The organism is Streptomyces lusitanus (genome assembly GCF_042647945.1).
GTDB lineage: Bacteria > Actinomycetota > Actinomycetes > Streptomycetales > Streptomycetaceae > Streptomyces > Streptomyces pseudogriseolus.
This window is the reverse complement of the sequence record NZ_JBHRWL010000001.1, coordinates 53,031-72,512: the sequence shown is the minus strand read 5'-3', so window position 1 is coordinate 72,512 and position 19,482 is coordinate 53,031. Positions and strand designations below refer to the sequence as shown.

Here is a 19,482-nt window from a genome sequence, read left to right as displayed (position 1 = left end):
CAGACTTCCCGGGTGACGTCGCTGCACGAGAACGAGATCGCCGTCGACGAGGACCTCGTCCGGTCGCTGCTGCGGGCGCAGTGCCCGCGATGGGCGGACCTGCCGCTGCGGGCCGCCGGCGCGGGCACGGACAACACCATGTACCGGCTGGGCGACGACCTGCTGGTCCGCCTGCCCCGCACGGCGGACGGCGGGCCGTCGCTGCGCAAGGAGCAGCGATGGCTGCCCCTTCTCGCGCCCCGTCTCCCCCGCCGGGTGCCGGAACCCGTGCACGCCGGGACGCCCACCGACGCCTACCCGGTCCCCTGGGCCGTCCACCGCTGGATCGACGGCGAGGACGTCGGCCCGGACACGGTCCGCGACTGGGACGCCTTCGGCGCGGACCTGGCGGAGTTCGTACGGGAGTTGCACCGCGTCGACCTGATGGGGGCGACGCGGGAGGACGGCCTGTCCTGGTATCGCGGGGGCACCCTGGCGCCGTGCGACGAGTGGGTCCGGCCGTGCTTCGACGCGTGCCGGGGCGTCGAGGGGCTAGACCTCGACGTCGACACGCTGGAGCGGCTGTGGCGGGAGGCGCTCGCCCTGCCCGACCCCGCCGGACCGCACGTCTGGCTCCACGGCGACCTCAGACCGGCCAACCTCCTGGCCCGCGACGGCGCGCTCCACGCCGTGATCGACTTCGGCGCGCTCTCCGTCGGCCTCCCCGACGCCGAGCACGCCCCCGTCTGGGACCTCCCGCCCGAGGCCCGCCGCGCCTACTGGGACGCCCTGGCTCTCGACACCCCGACCTGGCTCCGCGCCCGCGCCTGGGCGATCGCGGTCGCCGTCGCCGGCATCCCGTACTACTGGCACACCTTCCCGGAGTTCGCGCGGGAGTGCCGCAGCCGCCTCGCGGCGATTCTCGAAGCGACTGGAGGGACCGAGGAGCCGCTTGCCGACACACTGGCCCCATGACGACGCTCTCTGATGCCGCCAAGGCCGACCTGCACCGCTATCTCCAGGAGGCGCGGGACGCGCTGCTGTGGAAGCTGGAAGGGCTGTCCGAGTACGACGTCCGGCGGCCGCTGACGCCGACCGGGACCAATCTGCTCGGGCTGGTGAAGCACGCGGCCGGGGTCGAACTCGGGTACCTCGGGGACACGTTCGGGCGGCCCTCCGGGGAGCCGCTGCCGTGGCTCGCGGAGGGGGCGGAGGTCAACGCGGACATGTGGGCCGGCCCGGACGAGACGCGCGGCGACGTCGTCGGGCTGTACCGGCGGGCCTGGGCGCACGCGGACGCCACGATCGCGGCGCTGCCGTTGGACACCACCGGCACGGTGCCGTGGTGGCCGGAGGACCGCGCCGGGCTGACCCTGCACCACGCCGTGGTCCGCGTCATCGCCGACACCAGCCGGCACGCGGGCCACGCCGACATCCTGCGAGAGCACCTGGACGGCGCGACGGGCGAGCGGCCGGGAGCCACCAGCCTGCCGTCGGCCGATCCCGCCTGGTGGGCGGCCTACCGCGCCCGGCTGGACCGGGCGGCGCGGGAGGCCGCCGAGCGCCCGGACCGCGCCACCCCGTGATCAGCCCTTCACCGCCCCCGCCGTCAGCCCCTGCACGATGTGCCGGCTGGCGAAGGCGAACAGCACCATCGTCGGCAGGATCGTCAGCACCGCCGCCGCGGACATCGAACCCCAGTCGATGTTGAAGCTGGAGATGAAGCCGTTGAGCGCGGTCGGCACCGTCTTGTTCTCGTCGCTGTTCATCAGCGTCACCGAAAGGAACAGCTCGTTCCAGCAGTTGACGAAGTTGAAGATGAACGCGGCGACGATCCCCGGCCGCATCACCGGCAGCAGCACCCGCAGCAGCGCCCCGAGCCGGGACAGGCCGTCGATCATCGCGGCCTCCTCCAGCGCGTCCGGGACGTTCTCGAAGAAGCCGCGCAGCATCACCGTGCAGAAGGGGATGCACACGGCGATGTAGACCAGGATCAGCCCGAGCGGGTTGTCGACCAGCCGGAGGTCGGTCATCAGCAGGTACAGCGGGCCCAGCGCGATGAACGACGGGATCATCTGCGTGACCAGGAACGCCATCAGCAGCGCGGACTTGCTGCGGAACTCGAACCGGGCGAGGACGTACGCCGAGAGCGTCGAGACGGCGGTGGCCACCGCGCCCGCGACGGTCGACACGACCAGGCTGTTCACCAGGTACGTGCCGAAGTCCGCCTTGCCGAACAGGCCTTGGTAGTTCTCCAGGGAGAACCGCTCGGGCCAGTAGGCGATCGGGAAGGTGAAGATGTCACCGGGGTCCTTCAGGGACGTGACGGTGATCCAGTAGAGCGGGAAGAGGGAGAAGACGAGCCAGAGCCCGAGGAAGGTGAACTTCGCGGCCCGGCCGGCCGAGGTTTCCTTGCCGATCATGCCCGCACCCCTCGCTTCCCGGTCCTTCCGGCGCCCCGACGGCCGCCGCCCCGCTCCCGTGTCGCCGTCAGGAAGAACGTGGCGAACACCAGCAGCACCGCCACCACCAGCAGGCCCAGCGCGGACGCCTTGCCGTAGTCGCCCTGCTGCGTGATCTTGATCATCCAGGTGGTCACGATGTGCGTCTCGTCGTTCGGCCCGCCCCCGGTCATGCCGAAGATCAGGTCGGGGAAGTTGAAGATCCAGATGACCCGCAGCAGCACCGTGAGCACCAGCGTCACGCGGATGTACGGGATGGTGATCCGGAACAGCGTCCGCGCCTTGCCCGCGCCGTCCAGCGCCGCCGCCTCGTACAGCTCGTCCGGGATCGACTGGAGCGCGGCCAGGATCATGATCGCGAAGAAGGTCACCCCGTACCAGACGTTGGCGACCAGCACGGCGATCATGGCGGTGTCGGGGTCGGCCAGCCAGGCGACCGGCTCGTCGATCAGGCCCGCCCGCTGGAGCAGGTCGTTGACGACGCCGAACTCGCTGTTGAACATCCAGCGGAACAGGATGCCGATGAGGAACCCGGAGATCGCCCACGGGAAGAAGATCAGCGCCTGGTAGAGCCCGCGGAGGCGGAACCTGCGCCGCAGCCACAGCGCGAGCGCGAACCCGATCACCAGCTGCGGCACGATCGAACCGACCACCCACAGCGCGGTGTTGCTCAGCACCGTGCCCCACGCGGGGTCGGTGAAGACCTCCCGGAAGTTCTTGATCCCCACCCACGAGGTGTCCGTGAGGTCGGTGAGGTTCCAGTTCCGGAACGCCATCTGGCTGCCGGCGATCATCGGGTAGTAGGTGAACACCGCCACGAAGACCGCCGCCGGCGCCATGAACGCGGCGACGACCAGACCGCGCCGGGCGGTGAACTCCCGCCGCCTGCGGCCTCCCGCGCCGCCCGGCCCCGGGCGGGCGCCCTCCTTGCGGACGGAGGGCGCCGCGGTCACGCCGGACGTGGGCGTGGACGTACCGGACATGGTCACTTCTTCCACTTCTCGGTCCAGTACGCGTCCCAGCCGGCCAGCAGCTCCTTCGGCGTGAGCTTGCCGAGGATCATCTTCTGCACGTCCGTGTCGGCGCGCTGCTGCCACTCCGTCCACCACGCGACCCCGCGCGGCTGGGTGACGACCAGGTACCGGTCCGGGTTCTCCGTCATGGTGACGTAGCTGGCCCACGGACCCGTGCGGTAGAACTCGTCCTCGGCCGCCGCCTTCAGGATCGGCACCAGGCTGTTCCCCTTGGTGAACCGCGTCGACGCCTCACCCTCGGAGAGGAACTGCACCAGCTTCACGGCCTCGGCCTTGTGCTCGCTGCCCTCCGCGACACCCCACCCGGCGGTCGCCAGCGGCTGCACGGTCTTCCCGGTGGGCCCGGCCATCAGCGGCGCGGTGCTCCACTGGTTCGCGTCGATCGACTTCGACTCCGAGACGGTGGCGATGACCTCGGGGTCCTGGAGCAGGAACGCGGTCGAACCGTTGGAGAAACCCTCCACCATCTCCGGGTAGCCCCAGGCCACCGACGACTTCGGCGACGCCTCCTTGAACAGCTTCAGGTACATCTCCATCGCGTCCAGCGCCTCGGGCGCCGAGAAGATCGTCGTACCGTCCTTCAGCAGATAGCCGTTGGCCGGGTCGATCCGGTCGGCGACGTACGCCTCGATGGCGGCCGTGGCGTTGCTGTGCGCGTTGGCGCCGCCGCGGAAGGCGTAGCCGTACCGGCGCGACGACGGGTCGTGGATCTTCGACGCCTGCTCCAGCAGCTCGTCCCAGGTGGCCGGGGGCTTGTCGAAGCCGGCCTCCTCGATCAGGTCGGTGCGGTGGAAGAGGCTCAGCCCGTAGAAGCCGTACGGCACGAAGAACGTGCGGCCCTTGTCGTCCTCGGAGGCCGCGACGGCGTTGTCGGTCAGCGCCTCCCAGCCCTTCCAGCCGGCCAGGTCCTTCTTCATGTCGTACAGCCAGCCGTTGTTCGCCCAGGGGCCGACGGTGATGTCGCGGACCTCCAGGACGTCGACGCCGCTGCCCGACTGGAGCATCTGCTGAAGCTTCTGGTCGGCCTGCTCGGTGGGCGGCGAGACCAGCTTGATCTTGATCTTGGGGTTCTGCTTCTCGAAGTCGGCGATCAGCTCCTCGAGCAGATCGGTGCGGGCGGGGTTGGTCAGGCTCTCCACCATGTTGAGGGTGACCGTTCCGCTCTCACCGGGGCTCATGGTGGAGCAGCCGGTCAGGACCATCGCGGCGGCGGTGCCGAGCGCGAGAGCTGCCGTCCTTCTTCTCATCGTGCTGACCTCTTCCTTCGGGGACGGGGGCGACGGGCGGGGGGAGGCGCAGAGACGGGGGGTGCGGAGGATGGAGGGATCGGAGGATCGGGACATCGGGGGGCTCAGGGGCGGGCGGCGCGGGCCCACTCGCCGAGCAGGGGCACGCACCGCTCGGCGAAGTACTCGTAGTCCTCGGCGGTGTTGTAGAGATGCGCGGACAGCCGTACGTAGCCGGTGCCGCCGAACGCGGTGAACGCGGCCTCGACGCCCAGCTCCGCCGCCGCCCGGTCGCGCAGCGCGTCCGCGGCGACCCGGCTGTCGGCCAGACCGTCCGGCAGCCGCACCAGCCGCATGCCCGGCACCGGCATCCCGACGTCCACGCGGGCGTCCTCGCCGGTCAGCGCGGTGACGGCGGCGGCCACCACCCGCTCGCCGTACGAGGCCAGCTCGTCCATGTAGCGGCGGGCCGTGTCCCAGCCCCAGGTGCTGTCGACGAAGTCCAACGCGGTCTGCGCGGCGAGGTAGTTGGTGGCGTCGAGCGTGCCCTGCTGGTCGAACCGGTCCGGGTACGGGTCGGGCGCGCCCCAGGAGTCGATCAGCGGGTGGAGGCCGTCGCGGAGCGGGCCGCGGGCGACCAGGGCGGCGGTGCCGCGCGGGGCGCAGGCCCACTTGTGGAGGTTGCCCGCCCAGAAGTCGCAGGTCAGGCCATCGAGGGGGGCGGCGAGCAGGGCGGGTGCGTGGGCGGCGTCGACGAGGAACGGGACACCGCGCCGGGCCGCCTCCGCGCCGATCCGCTCCACGGGGAGCCTGCGGGCGGTCGCCGAGGTGATCTGGTCGACGACGACGAGGCCGGTGGCGTCGCCGACCTCGGCCATCACCGCCTCGTACGCCTGCTCCTCGTCCGCGTCCAGCGGCACCCGCGCGGTGCGGACCCGGCCGCCCCAGCGGCGGGCGAGGCGTTCGGCGCCCATGGTGACGGCGCCGTAGCCGTGGTCGGTGACGACGATCTCGCCGCCGGCCCTCTGCTCCAGGTTCGCGTACACGACGCTCACGCCGGCGCTGGCGTTGGGCACCAGGGCGAGGTCGCCCGCGTCCGCGCCGAGGAACGCGGCGATACCGGTCCGGGCCGCCGCGATCCGCCCCGGCAGCTCGGGGAACCACACCACCGGCGCCCGCTCCATCTCCGCCCGCAGCGCGTTCTGCCGCTCCTGGGCGACCAGGGGGACGGCGCCGAAGGAACCGTGGTTGAGGTGGCGCAGAGCGGGGTCCAGGGACCACGCGTCCACCGCGGGCCGGCCGTCGGCCAGCAGCAGGGGGCGGGGCGCGGTGCTGACGTCGGTCTCGCTCACATGACTCCCATCCGCGAGGGACATCGGACCAACGGGAGACCCGAAGGCCAAGACGTATGATGACTCGGGATGGTGGCACGGCATTTTCGGCCATGACAAGACCTGTGAGCCACAAGAAATCAGATGACTCGGGAATGTTGCACCGAAGTCATCTGACCTCTCCGCCCGCTACAGTGCACTTCGGGCGGGCGCGCCGGACGCGGCCCGCCAGGGGAGGCAACGGATGTCGGCAGTCGACAAGGCGTTCCACGGCCTGCGCCACATGATCGCCACGGGGCGGCTCGGCGCCGGGGAGCGCATTCCGCCCGAGGCGGACCTCTGCGAGGAACTCGGCGTCTCCCGGGGCTCGTTGCGCGAGGCGGTCCGGATGCTGGCGGCGCTGGGCGTGATCGAGCCGCGCCACGGCTCGGGCACGTACGTCTCGCAGCTGCGCCCCGAGGACCTGATCGGCAGCCTGTCCCTGACCCTCCAACTCCTGCCCCTGCCGGGCCTGCTGGAGGTCTACGAGATCCGCCGCGTCCTGGAGGCGCACGTGGCGGCGCAGGCGGCGGCCCGGGCCACCCCCGAGACGATCGGGACGCTGTTCTCCCTCATCGAGGCGATGGAGGCCACGGAGGACCCGACGGAGGCGTCCGAGCTGGACCACCGCTTCCACGCGGAGATCGCCCGCGCGGCCGGCAACCCCACCCTGGCCTCCCTCCTCGCGGTCTTCCGCGCCCGCTCCCGCAAGTACCAGGTCTTCACCCTCCCCGAGGGCCCCGACCTCCGCCGCAAGAGCGACGCCGACCACCGCGTCCTCGCCACCGCCATCGCCGACCGCGACCCGGGCGCGGCGGCGGGCGCGGCGGAGGCGCACGTCGCGCAGACGGAGCGGTGGCTGCGGGCGCTGATGCCGCCGGTGGAGGACGAGGACGCGTGAGCCGGCCCGGCCGGCCTGGTCACGCGGCTGCGCTGCGCCGCCAGCCGGGCACGGAGGCGAGCGCCCAGAGGTCGTCGAAATGCTTGTTCCACATCGTCACGACGGGGTCGGAGGCGGCGGTGCCGGGCGAGCAGACGTTGAGGTCCGTGGTGTAGCCCTTGGGGTCGTAGTACTCGGGGCCGGTGCGCTGGAGACGCATGCGGACCGACAGGTCGTAGAAGCCGTGCAGTACCTGCACCCGGTTGAAGATGCAGATCTTCTGGCCGGGTATTCCCGGATAGAAGCGGTACTCGCACCGGACAGCGAGGTTTCCGTGCCGGTTGAGCTGGTCCGCGAGTCCGGAAAGGACTCCTTCGTACTCCTCACATCGTCGGAGCAGGCGGTCCCGGAATGCCGGATCGTCCACATGCTGCCCGTCCGGCCCGACGCGGGCGGGGACAGCCATGGGCTGTTCGAAATCCGGCACGAGCATCCGTATCGACACCTCACGTGTCTGTCCAGGATTGACCGCCAGGGCCCTCAGTCGGTTGTAGAGCTCGTGTTGCAGGGTCTCCCCCGTGTAACCGAGGAAGCTGACCTCCACCTTGCGGGCCTTGAACGCCTCGCTGACGAACTCACCAAGATCGCTGGAGTTCACCGATGCAGGCGCAGGTTGCCGCACGGAGCTGGAGAGATCTTTCACCGCGTCGTACAGCACGTACCCGACCAGGCTGAGCAAAGCTCCGCCGAGGTACGCCTTGCCCTCTATCGCGTCCCCTACCGGCTGCACGAATTGGGCGACCAGCCCGACAACGAAGATTCCCCCGAGAATGAAGCGCGTGACCAGCGGCTCAAAGCGCTCCTGCGTTCGGCGTAACCGCTGTGCCATACCTCCGCCGGTCATCCCCCGCTCTGGCATGCCGAGCCCCCCTCCGTGTGTCGCACCGACACGCATGCGAGCTACCGGCTTGACATGCTCCCTCTAGACGAGGGCGCGGGCAAGGTAGGGGTTCGTCGTGGCACGGACGGGAAGGCCCAAGGCGCCGGTGGCGACCGCGAGGGTCACCCCGTACGAGGCGACCGCGCGGCGGACGTTGGGGGCGTCGAGACCATCCCGGGAGACGATGCGGTCGAGGTCCACGTATGCGGACCGAACGGCTTCAAGACGCCGGTACACCTGCCAGTCCTGCTGCCAGTCACGCGTGTACGCGGCCGGGAGGCTGCGCTCCCAGCGGCGGAACATGCGGTCCCGGATCTCCGGGCGGGTCGGGGTGAGGTGCATGTGACGGACCAGGTCGTACAGGGGGTCGCCGATCAGGGCCATCTCCCAGTCGATGAGGTTCAGCCCGCCGTCCCGGCGCACCAGGTTCCACGGGTTGAGGTCGCCGTGGAGGAGGGAGGGCCGGCGATGGCTGACCTCCTGCCGGGACAGGATCTGGTCGAGCCGGCCCGCGTCCGGGAGGCCCAGCTGCCGCGCGAGCTGCTGTGTCTTCCTGGGGAGCTCGGCGACCAGGCGGACCAGTTCGCCCGTGAGCCAGCGGTGGAAGCCCGGCTCGCCGGCCGCCGGGTCGAGCTGCTTGTAGTCCACCTGGGCCAGGGCACAGAGCTGGTCCACCAACATGTCCGCCTCGTGGGGCAGAAGGCCGTGCACCGGATGGTTCGGGGGCCGGTCGATGTCCTCCGGACCCATGTAGGTGTGAATCGCGAAGGGGTCGTTCGGGTACGTCTCGCCCAGCGCCAGAACCTTCGGCGCGTTCACGACGATGCCTGCTTCCTCGATACTGCGCAGCACCGCATGCTCGCTGAGGAAGTTCGGTTCCCGCCGGGTGACGTCGGGCAGCATGCGCCGTACGACGACCGGGTGGCAGACTCCCGGGACCCGGACCACGGTGTTGAGGTGAGCCGTGCCCTTGAAGACGCGGCCGGCCGGGGCCGCGCCCTCCACCGTCAGGGCGTCGAGGACCTCCCTCTCACCGAAGTAGTCCGGCAGCGGGAGGCGCCGGTCCGGCAGCCATCCGACGACCTCGGCGCGCCGCACGCCGCGCGACACCAGCCAGCGGAACAGGGCCCGCTCGATCTCCTTCGGCCCGGGCACGCTCCGCAGGCCGAGCGGGCGCGCGGCCGCGCGCAGCGCCCGGTCCACCTCGGCCGTCGCCTCGTCGAGGTTGTTCTGCGAGTACGCCTGTTCGAGGGACCGCGCGGCCCGCATCACGTCCGGGAACACGGACTGCGCGCGCTCGAAGTCGAGGTAGTGCTGGAGGTCCTTGGCCAGCCCGTTGACGGCCGCCGGGCGGATGCGGCGCACGGCCTCCTCCCAGGCGTGAACCACCTCAGGCCACTGGTGCTCCGGGTAGTGCATGCGCACCAGGTGGGTCGCCAGGTCGTGGAGGGGGTCGCCGTACGTCGCCAACTCCCAGTCGACACAGACCAGAGGAAGCGATTCGCCGTAGGAGACGATCACGTTGTCGCGGTGCAGGTCGGCGTGGAGCAGGCTGTACGGCCGCCTCGCCATGACGGGGGTGCGCTCGGCCAGCCGGACCAGGGCGTCCTCCGGGATGCCCAGCGCCGCGAACAGTCCACCGAACGCAGTCCAGTTGGGCCGGCGGATCTGCCGGTCGGCGAGGTGGGCGAGGGTGCGCAGGAACGCCTGGCTGTCGGTGTCGTTGCTCGGCCAGTGGGGCGGTAGCGCGGGCAGAGTGGCACGCCTGACCTGCGCCATCTGCGCAAGCAGACCAACCAGAGCACGGATGAGCAACGTGTCGAGAGGTTTGCCGTTCCCACAGACGCTGGACAGGGGCACGCCTTCCACATAGCTGTGGACGGCGAAACCGGGGCCCTTGGCGAGACATTGCGGCACGTGCGGCAGCGCGTCCTTCACCGCCCCGAGGATCTCGTCCTCGTTGTCCCAGGTCCTGATCACCACCGGCAGCGCCTCGGCCCGGCGGATGCGCACCGTCACCGACGTCCCCGGCTCACGGCCCAGCAGGCGCGCCTCCGCCTCCATCAGCGGCAGCACATAGTTCTGGTTGTGATGACCGCTGGTGGCCGTGCCGTTCCGGGTGGCGCGTGCCACGAAGCCGCGCAGCCAGTCGTCCGGCGCGGTGGGCACCCCGAGGGCCGGTCGGGGAAGAGGTGGTGCGCCCACTGGCCGCTCCGTGACGTACGAGGGAGACACAAATGACGGTAGGCATGCGGCCTCCGTATCCGCATGCGGAAGTCAACCGCATGGCGTCCGGCGCCGGGACGGGGGGTGTCACCCAAGTGCCCGAAGGTACGGAAGCCCGTTCCGGTCGCTGATGTGCTCCCTGGTACGAACGGGGGTGGAGCTTTTGCTCAATCGGTGGCCGGAATCGTACAGCACCACGTCACTGGGCGAGGTGGTTCCAAACCGAGTCGAATCACTGCTGCATGGTGTCCACGAACACGGTGCCGGGCGCTCCCGGATCGGCTGGGTCCTTGACGTGATGAGTGAGCGTGGCTCCCAGCCCCAGCACGTCCAGCGCGGTCACCACCTCGCCGTCCTCCAGCTCCAGCTGCCGCTCGATGATCTCGTACATGCCGTGCAGCGCCTCGACCGCGTTGAACAGGTAGAACTTGAAGGTCGGGGTGAGCGGGGCCTGTCGTATGCGCACGTCGACGGAGGGGACCAGGCCCTCGGTCTGGAGGTCCCTCAGCGCGCCGACCAGAGAGGCCGTGTGCGTCTCCGTGATGGCACGCAGCCGCGCCCGCATCCGGGAGTCGTCCGGGTCCTCCTTCACCCGCGGGTACGGCAGCGGAAGTGACGGGTCCGGAAGGAGCATACGGAGGGTGATGCGCTGGGGCGAGATGAAGCCACCGCGGATGCGCTCCGACTGGAGCCGGATGTGGGCGTCCAGGGACTCCGATGTGAGGGTGTAGACGTCGAGCGTGACCTCCGGCTGCTCGAACGCCTCGCTGATGAAGGGGGCCGGCGTCACTTGACCGCGCACGCGTGTCGCCTTGGCCGTCGACGACTGGATGCGCTGGACCTTGACGACCCGCGAGCCGCTGCCGCGCCGCGACTCGATCCATCCCTCGTTGCTCAGCTCCCGCAGCGCCCGCTGCACCGTGTCACGGGAGACGCCCAGTTCCACGGCGAGGGCGCGCTGCGCCGGCAGGAAGGCGTGGAGGGGGTAAACGTGTCCTATCCGCGCGCGCAACTCGTCGGCGACCCGCTGGGCCTCCCGCCCGCCGCCGCCCGACTCGCCACCCCTACCGGCCACGCCGGCAACGTACCGCTTCGAGTCCGCCGACGAACCAACTCCCCACGGTCCTGCCGGAAAACAGCCGTCCTGCTCACCGCCCTGATGATTCAGGCCTGACGCGGCTCCCGCACCAGCTTCAGCACCGGTTCCAGCGAGTCGACGATCATCTCCGCCCCCGCGTCCCGCAGCACCTTGTTCTTCCGCTCGTTGCGGGCATAACCGAGGAACGGAACCCCCGCGGCCCGCGCGGCCTGGAAGTCGGAGGGGGTGTCCCCGATCATCAGGGCCGTCGACGGGGCGGCGCCCATCGCGTTCAGGGCCCGGTGGATGCAGTGCGGATGCGGTTTCAGGTGACGGAGTTCCTGCGTGCGGCCGTAGATGTGCGGGGCGAAGCACTCCAGCAGGCCCCGTGTCGTGAGGTACTCACGCACCACCCGCGGCGAGTTGTTCGTGGTGATGGCCAGGCGGGCGCCCACCGCCGTCCAGGTGCGGACCAGGGGGTCGGCGTAAGGAGTGGGCCGGGCGGAGGCCGCGGCCTTCAGCTCCTCCTGGGTGAGGCGTTCCTCGAGTTCCGCGACGAGGTCGCTGCCGGGGTGCCGGCGGTCCACGGCGCGCAGGACGGCGTGCGGGTCGAGGGACTCGCGCTCGGACTCCGCGAGCAGGCCGTGCAGGCCCTGCCCCTCCAGCCACTCCACCAGGTCCCGGGCCACCCGTTCCGCCGAGTGGCCCGCGAACAGCCGGCAGACGGGGCCGTCGAAGTCCCACAGCACGACCCGGGCGCCTTCGATCAGGTTCCGCAGGTCGTTCGGTTCCGTCTCGGTCTCGGTTGTCACCGGTTCAGTCTGCTGCGTCTCAGAAGTCACTAGGAGAGTGTCAGGTCCGTCGTGATGGTTTCCCAGAGGGCGTCGAACCACTTCTGGGATTCCTCCACGAACGCCTGGTCCCGCCGGCCGGCCCGCTTGGCGAAGGAGAAGAGGAGGGAGGCGGAGCCGAGGGCGTCGTACATCTCCAGGGTCTGGCTCTCCCACTCCTCCTCGCGCCGGGTCAGCATGTAGTAACCGATCAGCGCTTCCTCGCCGTTGAGCAGGTACAGCTTCACCGGCGGGGTGAAGGGCAGCGCCCGGAAGGTCACGTGCACGTCGACGCCGTGCGTGGCGCGCAGCGCCTGGAGGTTGTGCTGGAGCACGCGGGCCTGGGAGTTGCGCTGGGCCAGCCACCGTTCGTGCACGGGGTCCTCGTCGCCGTCGCGGCCGTCGACCGGCACGGGGAAGGCGAGGTTGATCCGCCGGGACGGCAGCATGATGCGGACGTCGATCGCCTCGGGGCGCAGGCGTCCCTCGTGGATGTGCCGGACCGGCTCGCCCACCGCCAGCATGAAGCTCTCCGCGGTGAGGCACACGGCGTCGATCCGTACCCGGGGCGTGGAGAACGCCTCCGTCAGGCGCGGCGCCAGCCCCACCATCGTCGGCTGGGGCTCCTCCCGGGCGGGCGCGGGCGCGGCGATCCGGGGCGGGCTGCCCTTGCTGACGTTGCTGAGGAGGCCGTCGTCCTGGAGGGCGCGCAGGGCCTGGCGCACGGTGCCGCGCTCCACGCCGAACTCCTCGGCCAGCTCGGCCTGCGTGGGCAGCCGGTCGCCCGCCTTCAGCTCACCCCCGCGGATGCGTTCCCGCAGGATGTCGGCGATCTCCTGGGCCGAGAGCCTGCTGCTGCCGTTCACTGACACGTTCTCCTGGGCCACGACCAAACGCTACAACTTTGATCCATCTAAGGGGAGTTGTTTGAAAGTTGTTTATGAGTAGGAGCCAAGTGGGGACAACTTAATCAGAGTTGGTTGCCAACTTGGGGGAGTTGGCGGAAGTTAGCGTTCCGCTCCCTCGCCCGCCAGACGATCCACCGCCTCCACCGCCTCCACCGCCCGAAGGGGGTACACCATGCCCGTCATCGCCCTGATCTCCGCCGTCGTCGCCGTCACCGCCGAGCAGCTCGTCCAGTGGAGGTACGGCGCGGCCGGCCTCCTCGGTCTGCTGCTGGTCACCGTGGGCATCCACGCGAACCGGCCGGGCATCAGCTCCGCCGGAGCGGTGCTGCTCGCGCTGCTCGTGGCCCGCCCGGCCCTGTGACCGGCCCGCCCCGGCCGCCACGGGACCGTGGCAGGCCCGTACCGACCCCTGTGGGAGACGTCAGTCCGTGAGCTCCAGCTCCGAACTGATCGTCTCCCACAGTGCGTTGAACCACAGCTGGGACTGTTCCACGAAGGTCGTGTCCCGCAGTCCCGTGCCCTGCTCGAAGGCGAACAGCATCGACCGTACGCCCTGCGCGTCGTACGTCGGCAGGCTCTCCTGGCCGATCAGCGCCTCGGTGCGGGTCACCGTGTAGTAGGCGAACAGTGCCTCGGCGTTGTTGAGCAGATACAGCTTCACCGGCGGCGTGAAGGGCAGTGCCCGGAAGGTCACCCGCACGTCGATCCCGTGCGTCGCGCGCAGGGCCCGCAGGTTGTGGCGGAGCACCTGGCCCTGGGCGTTGCGCTGGGCCAGCCAGCGCTCGTGCACCGGGTCCTCGTCCCCCTGCCGCCCGCCGACCGGCACCGGGAAGGCCAGGTCGATGTTCCGGCTGGGCAGCAGCACACGGACGTCGACCTTGGCCGGTTTCAGCCGCCCCGCGTGGATCTGCCGCAGCGGCTCCCCGATGGCGAGGGTGAGGGAGACGGCGGTGAGGCAGACGGCGTCGATCTCCACGTGCTCCGCCTCGAAGGCCGAGGCTATCCGGGGTGCGAGCGCCACGGTGGTGGGCTGCGGAGGCGCCGCGGGGCCCGCCGGAACGCGGTCGGCGCGGTCGGCGACCGTCGCGGGCGCCCCTTTGGAGACGTTGGTCAGCAGATGTTCCGACTGAAGGATGCGCAACGCGCCCCGCACGGCCTGCCGTTCGACGCCGAACTCGGCGGCCAGCTGGGCCTGCGTGGGCATGCGCTGGCCCGGCCGCAGCGCTCCGGACCGGATCCGGGCGCGCAGCTCGTCGGCCACCTCACGATGCGTCCGCTGTGGCCGCTGTGGCTTCTTCCGTCCGTTGACGGAGGCGTGTTCCGGCTCCACGGCCAAACAGTACAACTTCTCGCCATCTTGCGGCAGTTCAGAGGAGGGTGGTTATAGGACTCTTCCAAGTGGAGATAACTAAGAACAAGTTGGTCACCAACTCGCCCAACCTGGCAGACCCACAGAGGGGTTGGCATACCAGGGAGGCGGTGGGGAGGCCACCGGACAAAGGGGGACCGCCATGCCGCTCGTCGCCGTCGTCGTCGCCGCCCTGGCCATCGGGTTCGAGCAACTCGTCCAGTGGAAGTACGGCCCGATGGGGATCATCGCCTTCGTCGCCCTCACCGTGGGCATCAAGGCGCGCTCCACCATGATCAGCGGCATCGGCGCGGTCATCCTCGTGATGCTGTTCGCCCAGTCCGGCTGACGGCACTCCGCACGGACCGCCGGCCGGGCTCCCTTCCGGAGGGGAGCCGGGAGCCCGCCGACGGGCAGCACCACCACAACCACAACCACAACTGAACAGCTCGCTACGGATGCACGATCACGCCCACCCGTCCGCCGGCGGAAGGAGGAAGCAGCAGCACTCAGCACTCAGGACAGCGACAGCACTCAGAAGATGTCCGGGCACCACGGTCGCCTGGACGTACGCAGCAGGGCGTCGGCCTCACGGGCGGCGCCCGCTCGTTCTTCCCGGGCCCGGCCCAGCGCCACCAGCCGCACCGCCGACTCGTCCCCCAGCCACAGCGTCGCCAGGTCCGCCACGTCCAGGGAGAGATCCGGGTTCTCGGTCGTCGGCGCGCAGGTCCCCGCGCCGTCGGCCGACGCCTCCACCCGGTACCGCCCGCCGGCCGGCCCGCCCGCGTCGGCCACCTCGAGCACCAGCGTCCCCGCGGCCCCGTACGTCCGCGCCTCCATCGCCCGTACGACGTCGAGAATCCGCACCCACAGGAAGTCGGCATGGGTGGTGACGGCGGCGGCGCGCGGGTCGGGCAAGAAGTGCGGAAGCAGGTCGTCGGGCGCCCGGTAGCCGCTCTTGACCCGGACCACCCAGTCGATCGAGCACAGGTACCGCCACAGCGCCCGCTCGGCGGCCGGGGTCACCCCGGTCAGCCACTTCACCTTGGCGGTGTTCAGCGGCTGCTTGGCGTCGCCCCAGGTGTCGTCCGTGGTGTAGGCGGCCATGCCCTCCACCTCGCCGGCGGCCGAGCGGTACACGACGTAGAAGGGCTCGCGGAACCCGGGAAGGAAGCGCACGGCGCCGGTGGTGAGCTGCCACCACAGCTCGTCGCGGCTGACCGCGCCCGGCTGGGACCGGCGCAGCCGCGCGTGCAGCTCGGGGCCGAGCTTGCGGATGTCCTCGGCGTCGACCAGGTCGAGCCGGCCGCCGTCCTCCGGGCCCGCCCAGCGCGGGTCGAGCCCGGCGCGCGGCACGTCGATCGTCCACTCGGTGGCCCAGGTGGCCGGGCCGAAGCCGTACCGCCCGTAGATCGGGTACTCGGCGGCGATCAGCGTGGCGACGACGTCCCCGCGCTCCTTCGCCGCCGCCAGGTCCTGGGCCATCATCCGGGTCAGCAGCCCGCGCCGGCGGTGGGTCGGGGAGACGGTGACGTTCGTGACCGCGTCGGCCGGCACGGCCGCCCCGCCGACCGCGGTGAGCTCCTGCGCGAAGGAACGGAAGGTGGCGACACACCGCCCGTCGTCGAAGGCGCCCACCGTGCGGCCGGGCGTGTACTGCGCCCGGCGCGCCTCGAGGAACTCCTCGCTGATGGTCGGTTCCCGGAGGAACCCGACGTTCATGGCCCGGCTCCAGTCGGGGAACTCGGACTCGTCGATGGGGCGGACGTCGATGTCGGCACGGGAGGTCATGGGCCTCACGGTAGGTCGGCCCCCGGGCGGGTGTCGACGTGGTTTTCCCCGCCCCTCAGGTCACATCAGCAGGTCGTCGACCTGCGCCTCCCCCTCCCGGTAGCGGCGGGTGATCTCCGCCCCGCACGCGTCGGCGGTGCGCTGGAGCCGCTGCCGGCGGCGCGACACCTGCTGCTCGTAGCCCACCAGCCGGCCCATCGCGGTGTGCAGCTCGCCGTCCGTGCGCGCGCCCAGGTCGGAGAGCTCCACCTCGGCGAGCATCTCGGCGGCCAGCCGCCGGTACTCCTCGCCCCGCGGTGTGCCCAGCGTCAGATGGCGCGCGGAGGACCGGTGGCGCGCGGGCGTGTCCCGCAGAATTTCCGGCAGCCGCTCCACGACCGAGGTCTCCCCCGGCGTGAGAGCCGCGGGCACCCCTTCCGGCAGGTCACGCCGGGCCAGCTCCGCGCGCAGGATGTCGATCCGCCCCTGGAGCAGCCGCCGTACATAGCTGAGATCGGCCTCGTCGCGCTGCGCGTCCCGCCGCATCGCGCGCAGCGCGGCCAGGCTCAGCCCGGTCAGATCGTCCTCCGCCCCTTTCCCGGGCAGCGCGGGGCTGTCCGTGCGCTGCGTGGGCGGCCGGCGGAACTCCCGCTCCCCGGTGCCCCCTTGGGTCAACGCGACAGCCGCAGACGACTGCCCGATCCCCGGTGTGCTCATGTGCCTCAACCGTCCCCTCGACCGGCATGTGCCAGCATCGTGCCACCCCGAGCGGCCGCAACGTGAGCGAGTGGCCCCGATCCGCCCCAGATGGGCGCTAAGGAGTAAAAATAGCCCGACCGGGGTGGATCGCGGGCTGCCGTCGGGCGTCTGTTCGCCGACCGGCATCATGGGCGTATGCGTGCAGTGGTGCAGAGGGTGGACGGCGCGAGCGTCGTGGTGGACGGAGAGACCGTCGGGGAGATCGCGGGCGAGGGCCTGTGCGTCCTGGTCGGCGTCACCCACGAGGACACCAAGGAGAAGGCGGCGCAGCTCGCCCGCAAGCTGTGGTCGATCCGGATGCTGAAGGACGAGCGGTCGTGCAGCGACACCGGCGCCCCGCTCCTGGTGATCAGCCAGTTCACCCTCTACGGGGACGCCCGCAAGGGCCGCCGCCCCACCTGGAACGCGGCCGCCCCCGGCGACCTCGCCGAGCCCCTGGTCGACGAGGTGGTGGCGCGGCTGCGCGCGTTGGGCGCGACGGTGGCGACGGGCCGGTTCGGCGCGCAGATGCGGGTGTCGCTGACGAACGACGGCCCGTTCACCGTGCTGCTGGAGATGTGAGGCTGCCGGAGAAGTGAGCCGCCCGGGCCGCCCGGGCCGCGCGGCTCAGGGTTCGACGACGGTCTCCTGCGCGGCGGCCGTGTCCCCGGCCAGCAGCGGGGCGTCCACCGGGACGTTCCGCTTCACCAGGGCGAGGGCGACCGGGCCCAGCTCGTGGTGGCGTACGGAGGTCGTGATGAAGCCGATCTTCCGGCCGTCCGGGCCGTCGTCCGCGAGACGCAGCTCGGTGCCCGGCACGGGCAGGTGCACCTCGCTGCCGTCCAGGTGCAGGAAGACCAGCCGGCGCGGCGGTTTGCCCAGGTTCTGCACCCGGGCGACCGTCTCCTGGCCCCGGTAGCAGCCCTTCTGCAGATGCACGGCGGAGCCGATCCAGCCCAGCTCGTGCGGGATGGTGCGGTGGTCCGTCTCGAAGCCGAGCCGGGGCCGGTGCTGCTCGACGCGCAGCGCCTCGTAGGCGAGGAGCCCGGCGGCGGGGCCGGCCGTGCGCGCGTACTCCTCCAGGCCGTCGCGGGGCAGGAACAGGTCCCTGCCGTACGGCGTCTCGCGCACCGCCACGCCCTCGGGCGCCTCGGCGATGGACCCGGCGGGCAGGTGCAGCACCGCGATGTCCTCGGTGCGGTCGGCGACCTCGACCCGGTAGAAGAACTTCATCGACTCCAGGTACGCGACCAGCGCCTCCTGGGTGCCGGGCTCGACGTGGGCCCAGGTCGTCTCCCCGTCGTCGACCAGGTAGAGCGCGTGCTCGATGTGGCCGTTGGCGGACAGGATCAGCGCCTCGGTGGCCTGGTGCGGCGGCAGCTCCTGCACGTGCTGGGTGAGCAGCAGGTGGAGCCAGCCGAGCCGCTCGGGGCCGGAGACGGTGACGACCCCGCGGTGCGACAGGTCGACGAAGCCGGTGCCGTCGGCGAGGGCGCGCTGCTCACGGAACAGGTCGCCGTAGTGGGCGGCCACGCCTTCGTCCACGCCCTCGGCGGGGACGGCGCCGGGCAGGGTCAGCAGGGGGCTTTTCATACGCCTAGCCTACGACTCGGTAGTTGAAGTCTTCAGGGAACAGTCCTGGCACCGGCCGAAGATCGCGAAGTGCTTCATGTCCGTGTCGAAGCCGAAGGTGTCCCGCAGCTTCTCCGTGAACTCGGCGGCCACCTCCACGTCCGCCTCGATCACCTTGGTGCAGTCGCGGCAGACCAGGTGCAGGTGGTGGTGGCGGTCGGCGAGGTGGTAGGTCGGCGCGCCGTGCCCGAGGTGGGCGTGGCTGACCAGGCCCAGCTCCTCCAGCAGCTCCAGCGTGCGGTACACGGTGGAGATGTTGACCCCCGACGCGGTCTTCCTCACTTCCACGAGGATCTCGTCGGGGGTCGCGTGCTCCAGGGTGTCGACGGCTTCGAGCACGAGCTGGCGCTGGGGCGTCAGCCGGTAGCCGCGCTGCCTGAGGTCGCTCTTCCAGTCGGTGCTCACCACACCACGAGTCTAGGCCCTGCCGTGTGGATCATCCCGGGGCCGAACGGCCTACTTGAAGAACGCGATGCCGTCGTCCGGCATGTCGTCGGGCAGGGCCTTGGCCCAGCGCTCGACCTCCTCCGGGGTGACGACCTTCTTCAGGTGCGCCGACATGTAGGGGCGCAGCTCGACCTCGGGGGTCTGCTTCTCGCCGACCCACATCAGGTCGCTCTTGACGTAGCCGTAAAGACGCTTGCCGCCGGTGTACGGGCCGGAGGCGGCGGTGCGCGCCACGGCGTCCGTCACCAGGTCGATCTGCGGCTTCTTGTCGGCCATCTCGCCGTACCAGACCTCGACGACGCCGTCGTCGCGGACCATCGTCACCTCGACCTTGCGGTCGGCGTCGATGCGCCAGTAGCCGTGCTCCGACTCCAGCGGACGCACCTTGTTGCCGTCGCCGTCGAGCACCCAGGTGTGCGAGGTGTACTCCAGGAAGTTCCGCCCGTCGTGGGTGAAGGTGACCTCCTGGCCGAAGTTGCACTTCTCGGCACCGGGGAAGTCGTGCACGCCGGCGCCCGCCCAGTTGCCGAGGAGGAAGGCGAGCGGGACGAGGTCCTTGTGCAGGTCGGACGGGATCTCGATCATGAGGGGTACTTCCTGGTCGCGGTCAGCGC

21 protein-coding genes are annotated in these 19,482 nt (G+C 70.9%); 6 read left to right on the top strand and 15 right to left on the bottom strand.

Going from position 1 to position 19,482, the window contains the following annotated elements; genetic code table 11:
• Window positions 1–12: 12 nt before the first annotated feature.
• Window positions 13–954, top strand: a complete 942-nt coding sequence (locus tag ACFOSY_RS00395; RefSeq protein ID WP_394304721.1) for an aminoglycoside phosphotransferase family protein — start codon at window positions 13–15, stop codon at window positions 952–954.
• Window positions 951–1,565 carry a DinB family protein gene (locus ACFOSY_RS00390; RefSeq protein ID WP_394304720.1) on the top strand — a complete coding sequence of 205 codons (615 nt, stop codon included), beginning with the start codon at window positions 951–953 and terminating at the stop codon, window positions 1,563–1,565. The genes ACFOSY_RS00395 and ACFOSY_RS00390 overlap by 4 nt, the downstream gene beginning before the upstream one ends.
• Here ACFOSY_RS00390 and ACFOSY_RS00385 read toward each other — a convergent pair whose 3' ends face one another.
• The 4 genes from ACFOSY_RS00385 to ACFOSY_RS00370 all read right to left on the bottom strand — a co-directional run bounded on the left by ACFOSY_RS00385 (window position 1,566) and on the right by ACFOSY_RS00370 (window position 6,053).
• The gene (locus ACFOSY_RS00385) at window positions 1,566–2,402 is read right to left on the bottom strand and encodes a carbohydrate ABC transporter permease (RefSeq protein WP_086680144.1); all 837 of its coding nucleotides are present in this window, start codon (window positions 2,400–2,402) and stop codon (window positions 1,566–1,568) included. It abuts the gene before it with no gap.
• Complete coding sequence (locus ACFOSY_RS00380) at window positions 2,399–3,430, bottom strand: carbohydrate ABC transporter permease (protein ID WP_394304719.1); 1,032 nt, start codon at window positions 3,428–3,430, stop codon at window positions 2,399–2,401. Before ACFOSY_RS00380 ends, ACFOSY_RS00385 begins: the two co-directional genes overlap by 4 nt.
• Complete coding sequence (locus ACFOSY_RS00375; protein WP_394304718.1) at window positions 3,427–4,722, bottom strand: ABC transporter substrate-binding protein; 1,296 nt, start codon at window positions 4,720–4,722, stop codon at window positions 3,427–3,429. Before ACFOSY_RS00375 ends, ACFOSY_RS00380 begins: the two co-directional genes overlap by 4 nt.
• A gap of 104 nt (window positions 4,723–4,826) precedes the next feature.
• Window positions 4,827–6,053 (bottom strand): aminotransferase class V-fold PLP-dependent enzyme, encoded by a 1,227-nt coding sequence (locus tag ACFOSY_RS00370; RefSeq protein ID WP_394304717.1) that lies wholly within the window; start codon window positions 6,051–6,053, stop codon window positions 4,827–4,829.
• Between the two features lie 223 nt (window positions 6,054–6,276).
• Between ACFOSY_RS00370 and ACFOSY_RS00365 the strand changes: the two genes are divergently transcribed.
• Window positions 6,277–6,972 (top strand): FadR/GntR family transcriptional regulator, encoded by a 696-nt coding sequence (locus ACFOSY_RS00365; protein WP_394304716.1) that lies wholly within the window; start codon window positions 6,277–6,279, stop codon window positions 6,970–6,972.
• Between the two features lie 19 nt (window positions 6,973–6,991).
• Here ACFOSY_RS00365 and ACFOSY_RS00360 read toward each other — a convergent pair whose 3' ends face one another.
• From ACFOSY_RS00360 to ACFOSY_RS00340, 5 genes are all read right to left on the bottom strand, one after another.
• A complete protein-coding gene (locus ACFOSY_RS00360; RefSeq protein WP_394304715.1) occupies window positions 6,992–7,840 on the bottom strand; it encodes a hypothetical protein in 849 nt (282 codons plus the stop codon).
• Between the two features lie 93 nt (window positions 7,841–7,933).
• The gene (locus ACFOSY_RS00355) at window positions 7,934–10,096 is read right to left on the bottom strand and encodes an aminoglycoside phosphotransferase family protein (RefSeq protein ID WP_394304714.1); all 2,163 of its coding nucleotides are present in this window, start codon (window positions 10,094–10,096) and stop codon (window positions 7,934–7,936) included.
• A gap of 253 nt (window positions 10,097–10,349) precedes the next feature.
• A complete protein-coding gene (locus tag ACFOSY_RS00350) occupies window positions 10,350–11,192 on the bottom strand; it encodes a winged helix-turn-helix domain-containing protein (RefSeq protein ID WP_394304713.1) in 843 nt (280 codons plus the stop codon).
• Between the two features lie 89 nt (window positions 11,193–11,281).
• Complete coding sequence (locus ACFOSY_RS00345) at window positions 11,282–12,007, bottom strand: HAD family hydrolase (protein ID WP_394304712.1); 726 nt, start codon at window positions 12,005–12,007, stop codon at window positions 11,282–11,284.
• Between the two features lie 29 nt (window positions 12,008–12,036).
• Complete coding sequence (locus tag ACFOSY_RS00340) at window positions 12,037–12,918, bottom strand: GntR family transcriptional regulator (protein ID WP_394304711.1); 882 nt, start codon at window positions 12,916–12,918, stop codon at window positions 12,037–12,039.
• A 187-nt stretch (window positions 12,919–13,105) separates the two neighbouring features.
• Here ACFOSY_RS00340 and ACFOSY_RS00335 point away from each other — a divergent pair, with 187 nt between their 5' ends.
• Window positions 13,106–13,294, top strand: a complete 189-nt coding sequence (locus ACFOSY_RS00335) for a hypothetical protein (RefSeq protein WP_394304710.1) — start codon at window positions 13,106–13,108, stop codon at window positions 13,292–13,294.
• A gap of 60 nt (window positions 13,295–13,354) precedes the next feature.
• On the opposite strand, the gene ACFOSY_RS00330 is transcribed toward ACFOSY_RS00335, so the two are convergent.
• Window positions 13,355–14,269 carry a winged helix-turn-helix domain-containing protein gene (locus tag ACFOSY_RS00330; RefSeq protein ID WP_006133951.1) on the bottom strand — a complete coding sequence of 305 codons (915 nt, stop codon included), beginning with the start codon at window positions 14,267–14,269 and terminating at the stop codon, window positions 13,355–13,357.
• A gap of 175 nt (window positions 14,270–14,444) precedes the next feature.
• On the opposite strand from ACFOSY_RS00330, the gene ACFOSY_RS00325 reads away from it, so the two are divergent.
• Window positions 14,445–14,630, top strand: coding sequence for a hypothetical protein (locus tag ACFOSY_RS00325; protein ID WP_006133952.1), 186 nt, complete (start codon window positions 14,445–14,447; stop codon window positions 14,628–14,630).
• 185 nt (window positions 14,631–14,815) lie between these two features.
• Here ACFOSY_RS00325 and ACFOSY_RS00320 read toward each other — a convergent pair whose 3' ends face one another.
• Window positions 14,816–16,072: a GNAT family N-acetyltransferase gene (locus ACFOSY_RS00320; protein WP_394304709.1), complete on the bottom strand. Its 1,257-nt coding sequence runs from the start codon at window positions 16,070–16,072 to the stop codon at window positions 14,816–14,818.
• Between the two features lie 60 nt (window positions 16,073–16,132).
• Complete coding sequence (locus ACFOSY_RS00315) at window positions 16,133–16,768, bottom strand: RsiG family protein (protein ID WP_394304708.1); 636 nt, start codon at window positions 16,766–16,768, stop codon at window positions 16,133–16,135.
• A 177-nt stretch (window positions 16,769–16,945) separates the two neighbouring features.
• On the opposite strand from ACFOSY_RS00315, the gene dtd reads away from it, so the two are divergent.
• The gene (gene dtd, locus ACFOSY_RS00310) at window positions 16,946–17,371 is read left to right on the top strand and encodes a D-aminoacyl-tRNA deacylase (protein WP_394304707.1); all 426 of its coding nucleotides are present in this window, start codon (window positions 16,946–16,948) and stop codon (window positions 17,369–17,371) included.
• Window positions 17,372–17,416: 45 nt separating this feature from the next.
• Here the strand turns inward: dtd and ygfZ are convergent, their stop codons facing one another.
• From ygfZ to ACFOSY_RS00295, 3 genes are read right to left on the bottom strand one after another with little or no spacing between them, the layout of a single operon-like run.
• A complete protein-coding gene (gene ygfZ, locus ACFOSY_RS00305) occupies window positions 17,417–18,382 on the bottom strand; it encodes a CAF17-like 4Fe-4S cluster assembly/insertion protein YgfZ (RefSeq protein ID WP_031020168.1) in 966 nt (321 codons plus the stop codon).
• A gap of 9 nt (window positions 18,383–18,391) precedes the next feature.
• Window positions 18,392–18,829: a Fur family transcriptional regulator gene (locus ACFOSY_RS00300; RefSeq protein WP_394304706.1), complete on the bottom strand. Its 438-nt coding sequence runs from the start codon at window positions 18,827–18,829 to the stop codon at window positions 18,392–18,394.
• A gap of 48 nt (window positions 18,830–18,877) precedes the next feature.
• A complete protein-coding gene (locus ACFOSY_RS00295; protein WP_225655656.1) occupies window positions 18,878–19,453 on the bottom strand; it encodes an FABP family protein in 576 nt (191 codons plus the stop codon).
• Between the last annotated feature and the right edge of the window lie 29 nt (window positions 19,454–19,482).

Bases quoted from the DNA above. Each gene is read 5' to 3' on its own strand.
- ACFOSY_RS00365 (WP_394304716.1), top strand. From the start codon at position 6,277: ATGTCGGCAGTCGACAAGGCGTTCCACGGCCTGCGCCACATGATCGCC.
- ygfZ (WP_031020168.1), bottom strand. From the start codon at position 18,382: ATGAAAAGCCCCCTGCTGACCCTGCCCGGCGCCGTCCCCGCCGAGGGC.
- ACFOSY_RS00360 (WP_394304715.1), bottom strand. From the start codon at position 7,840: ATGGCACAGCGGTTACGCCGAACGCAGGAGCGCTTTGAGCCGCTGGTC.
- ACFOSY_RS00295 (WP_225655656.1), bottom strand. From the start codon at position 19,453: ATGATCGAGATCCCGTCCGACCTGCACAAGGACCTCGTCCCGCTCGCC.
- ACFOSY_RS00375 (WP_394304718.1), bottom strand. From the start codon at position 4,722: ATGAGAAGAAGGACGGCAGCTCTCGCGCTCGGCACCGCCGCCGCGATG.
- ACFOSY_RS00315 (WP_394304708.1), bottom strand. From the start codon at position 16,768: ATGAGCACACCGGGGATCGGGCAGTCGTCTGCGGCTGTCGCGTTGACC.
- ACFOSY_RS00325 (WP_006133952.1), top strand. From the start codon at position 14,445: ATGCCGCTCGTCGCCGTCGTCGTCGCCGCCCTGGCCATCGGGTTCGAG.
- ACFOSY_RS00320 (WP_394304709.1), bottom strand. From the start codon at position 16,072: ATGACCTCCCGTGCCGACATCGACGTCCGCCCCATCGACGAGTCCGAG.
- ACFOSY_RS00385 (WP_086680144.1), bottom strand. From the start codon at position 2,402: ATGATCGGCAAGGAAACCTCGGCCGGCCGGGCCGCGAAGTTCACCTTC.
- ACFOSY_RS00335 (WP_394304710.1), top strand. From the start codon at position 13,106: ATGCCCGTCATCGCCCTGATCTCCGCCGTCGTCGCCGTCACCGCCGAG.
- ACFOSY_RS00390 (WP_394304720.1), top strand. From the start codon at position 951: ATGACGACGCTCTCTGATGCCGCCAAGGCCGACCTGCACCGCTATCTC.
- dtd (WP_394304707.1), top strand. From the start codon at position 16,946: ATGCGTGCAGTGGTGCAGAGGGTGGACGGCGCGAGCGTCGTGGTGGAC.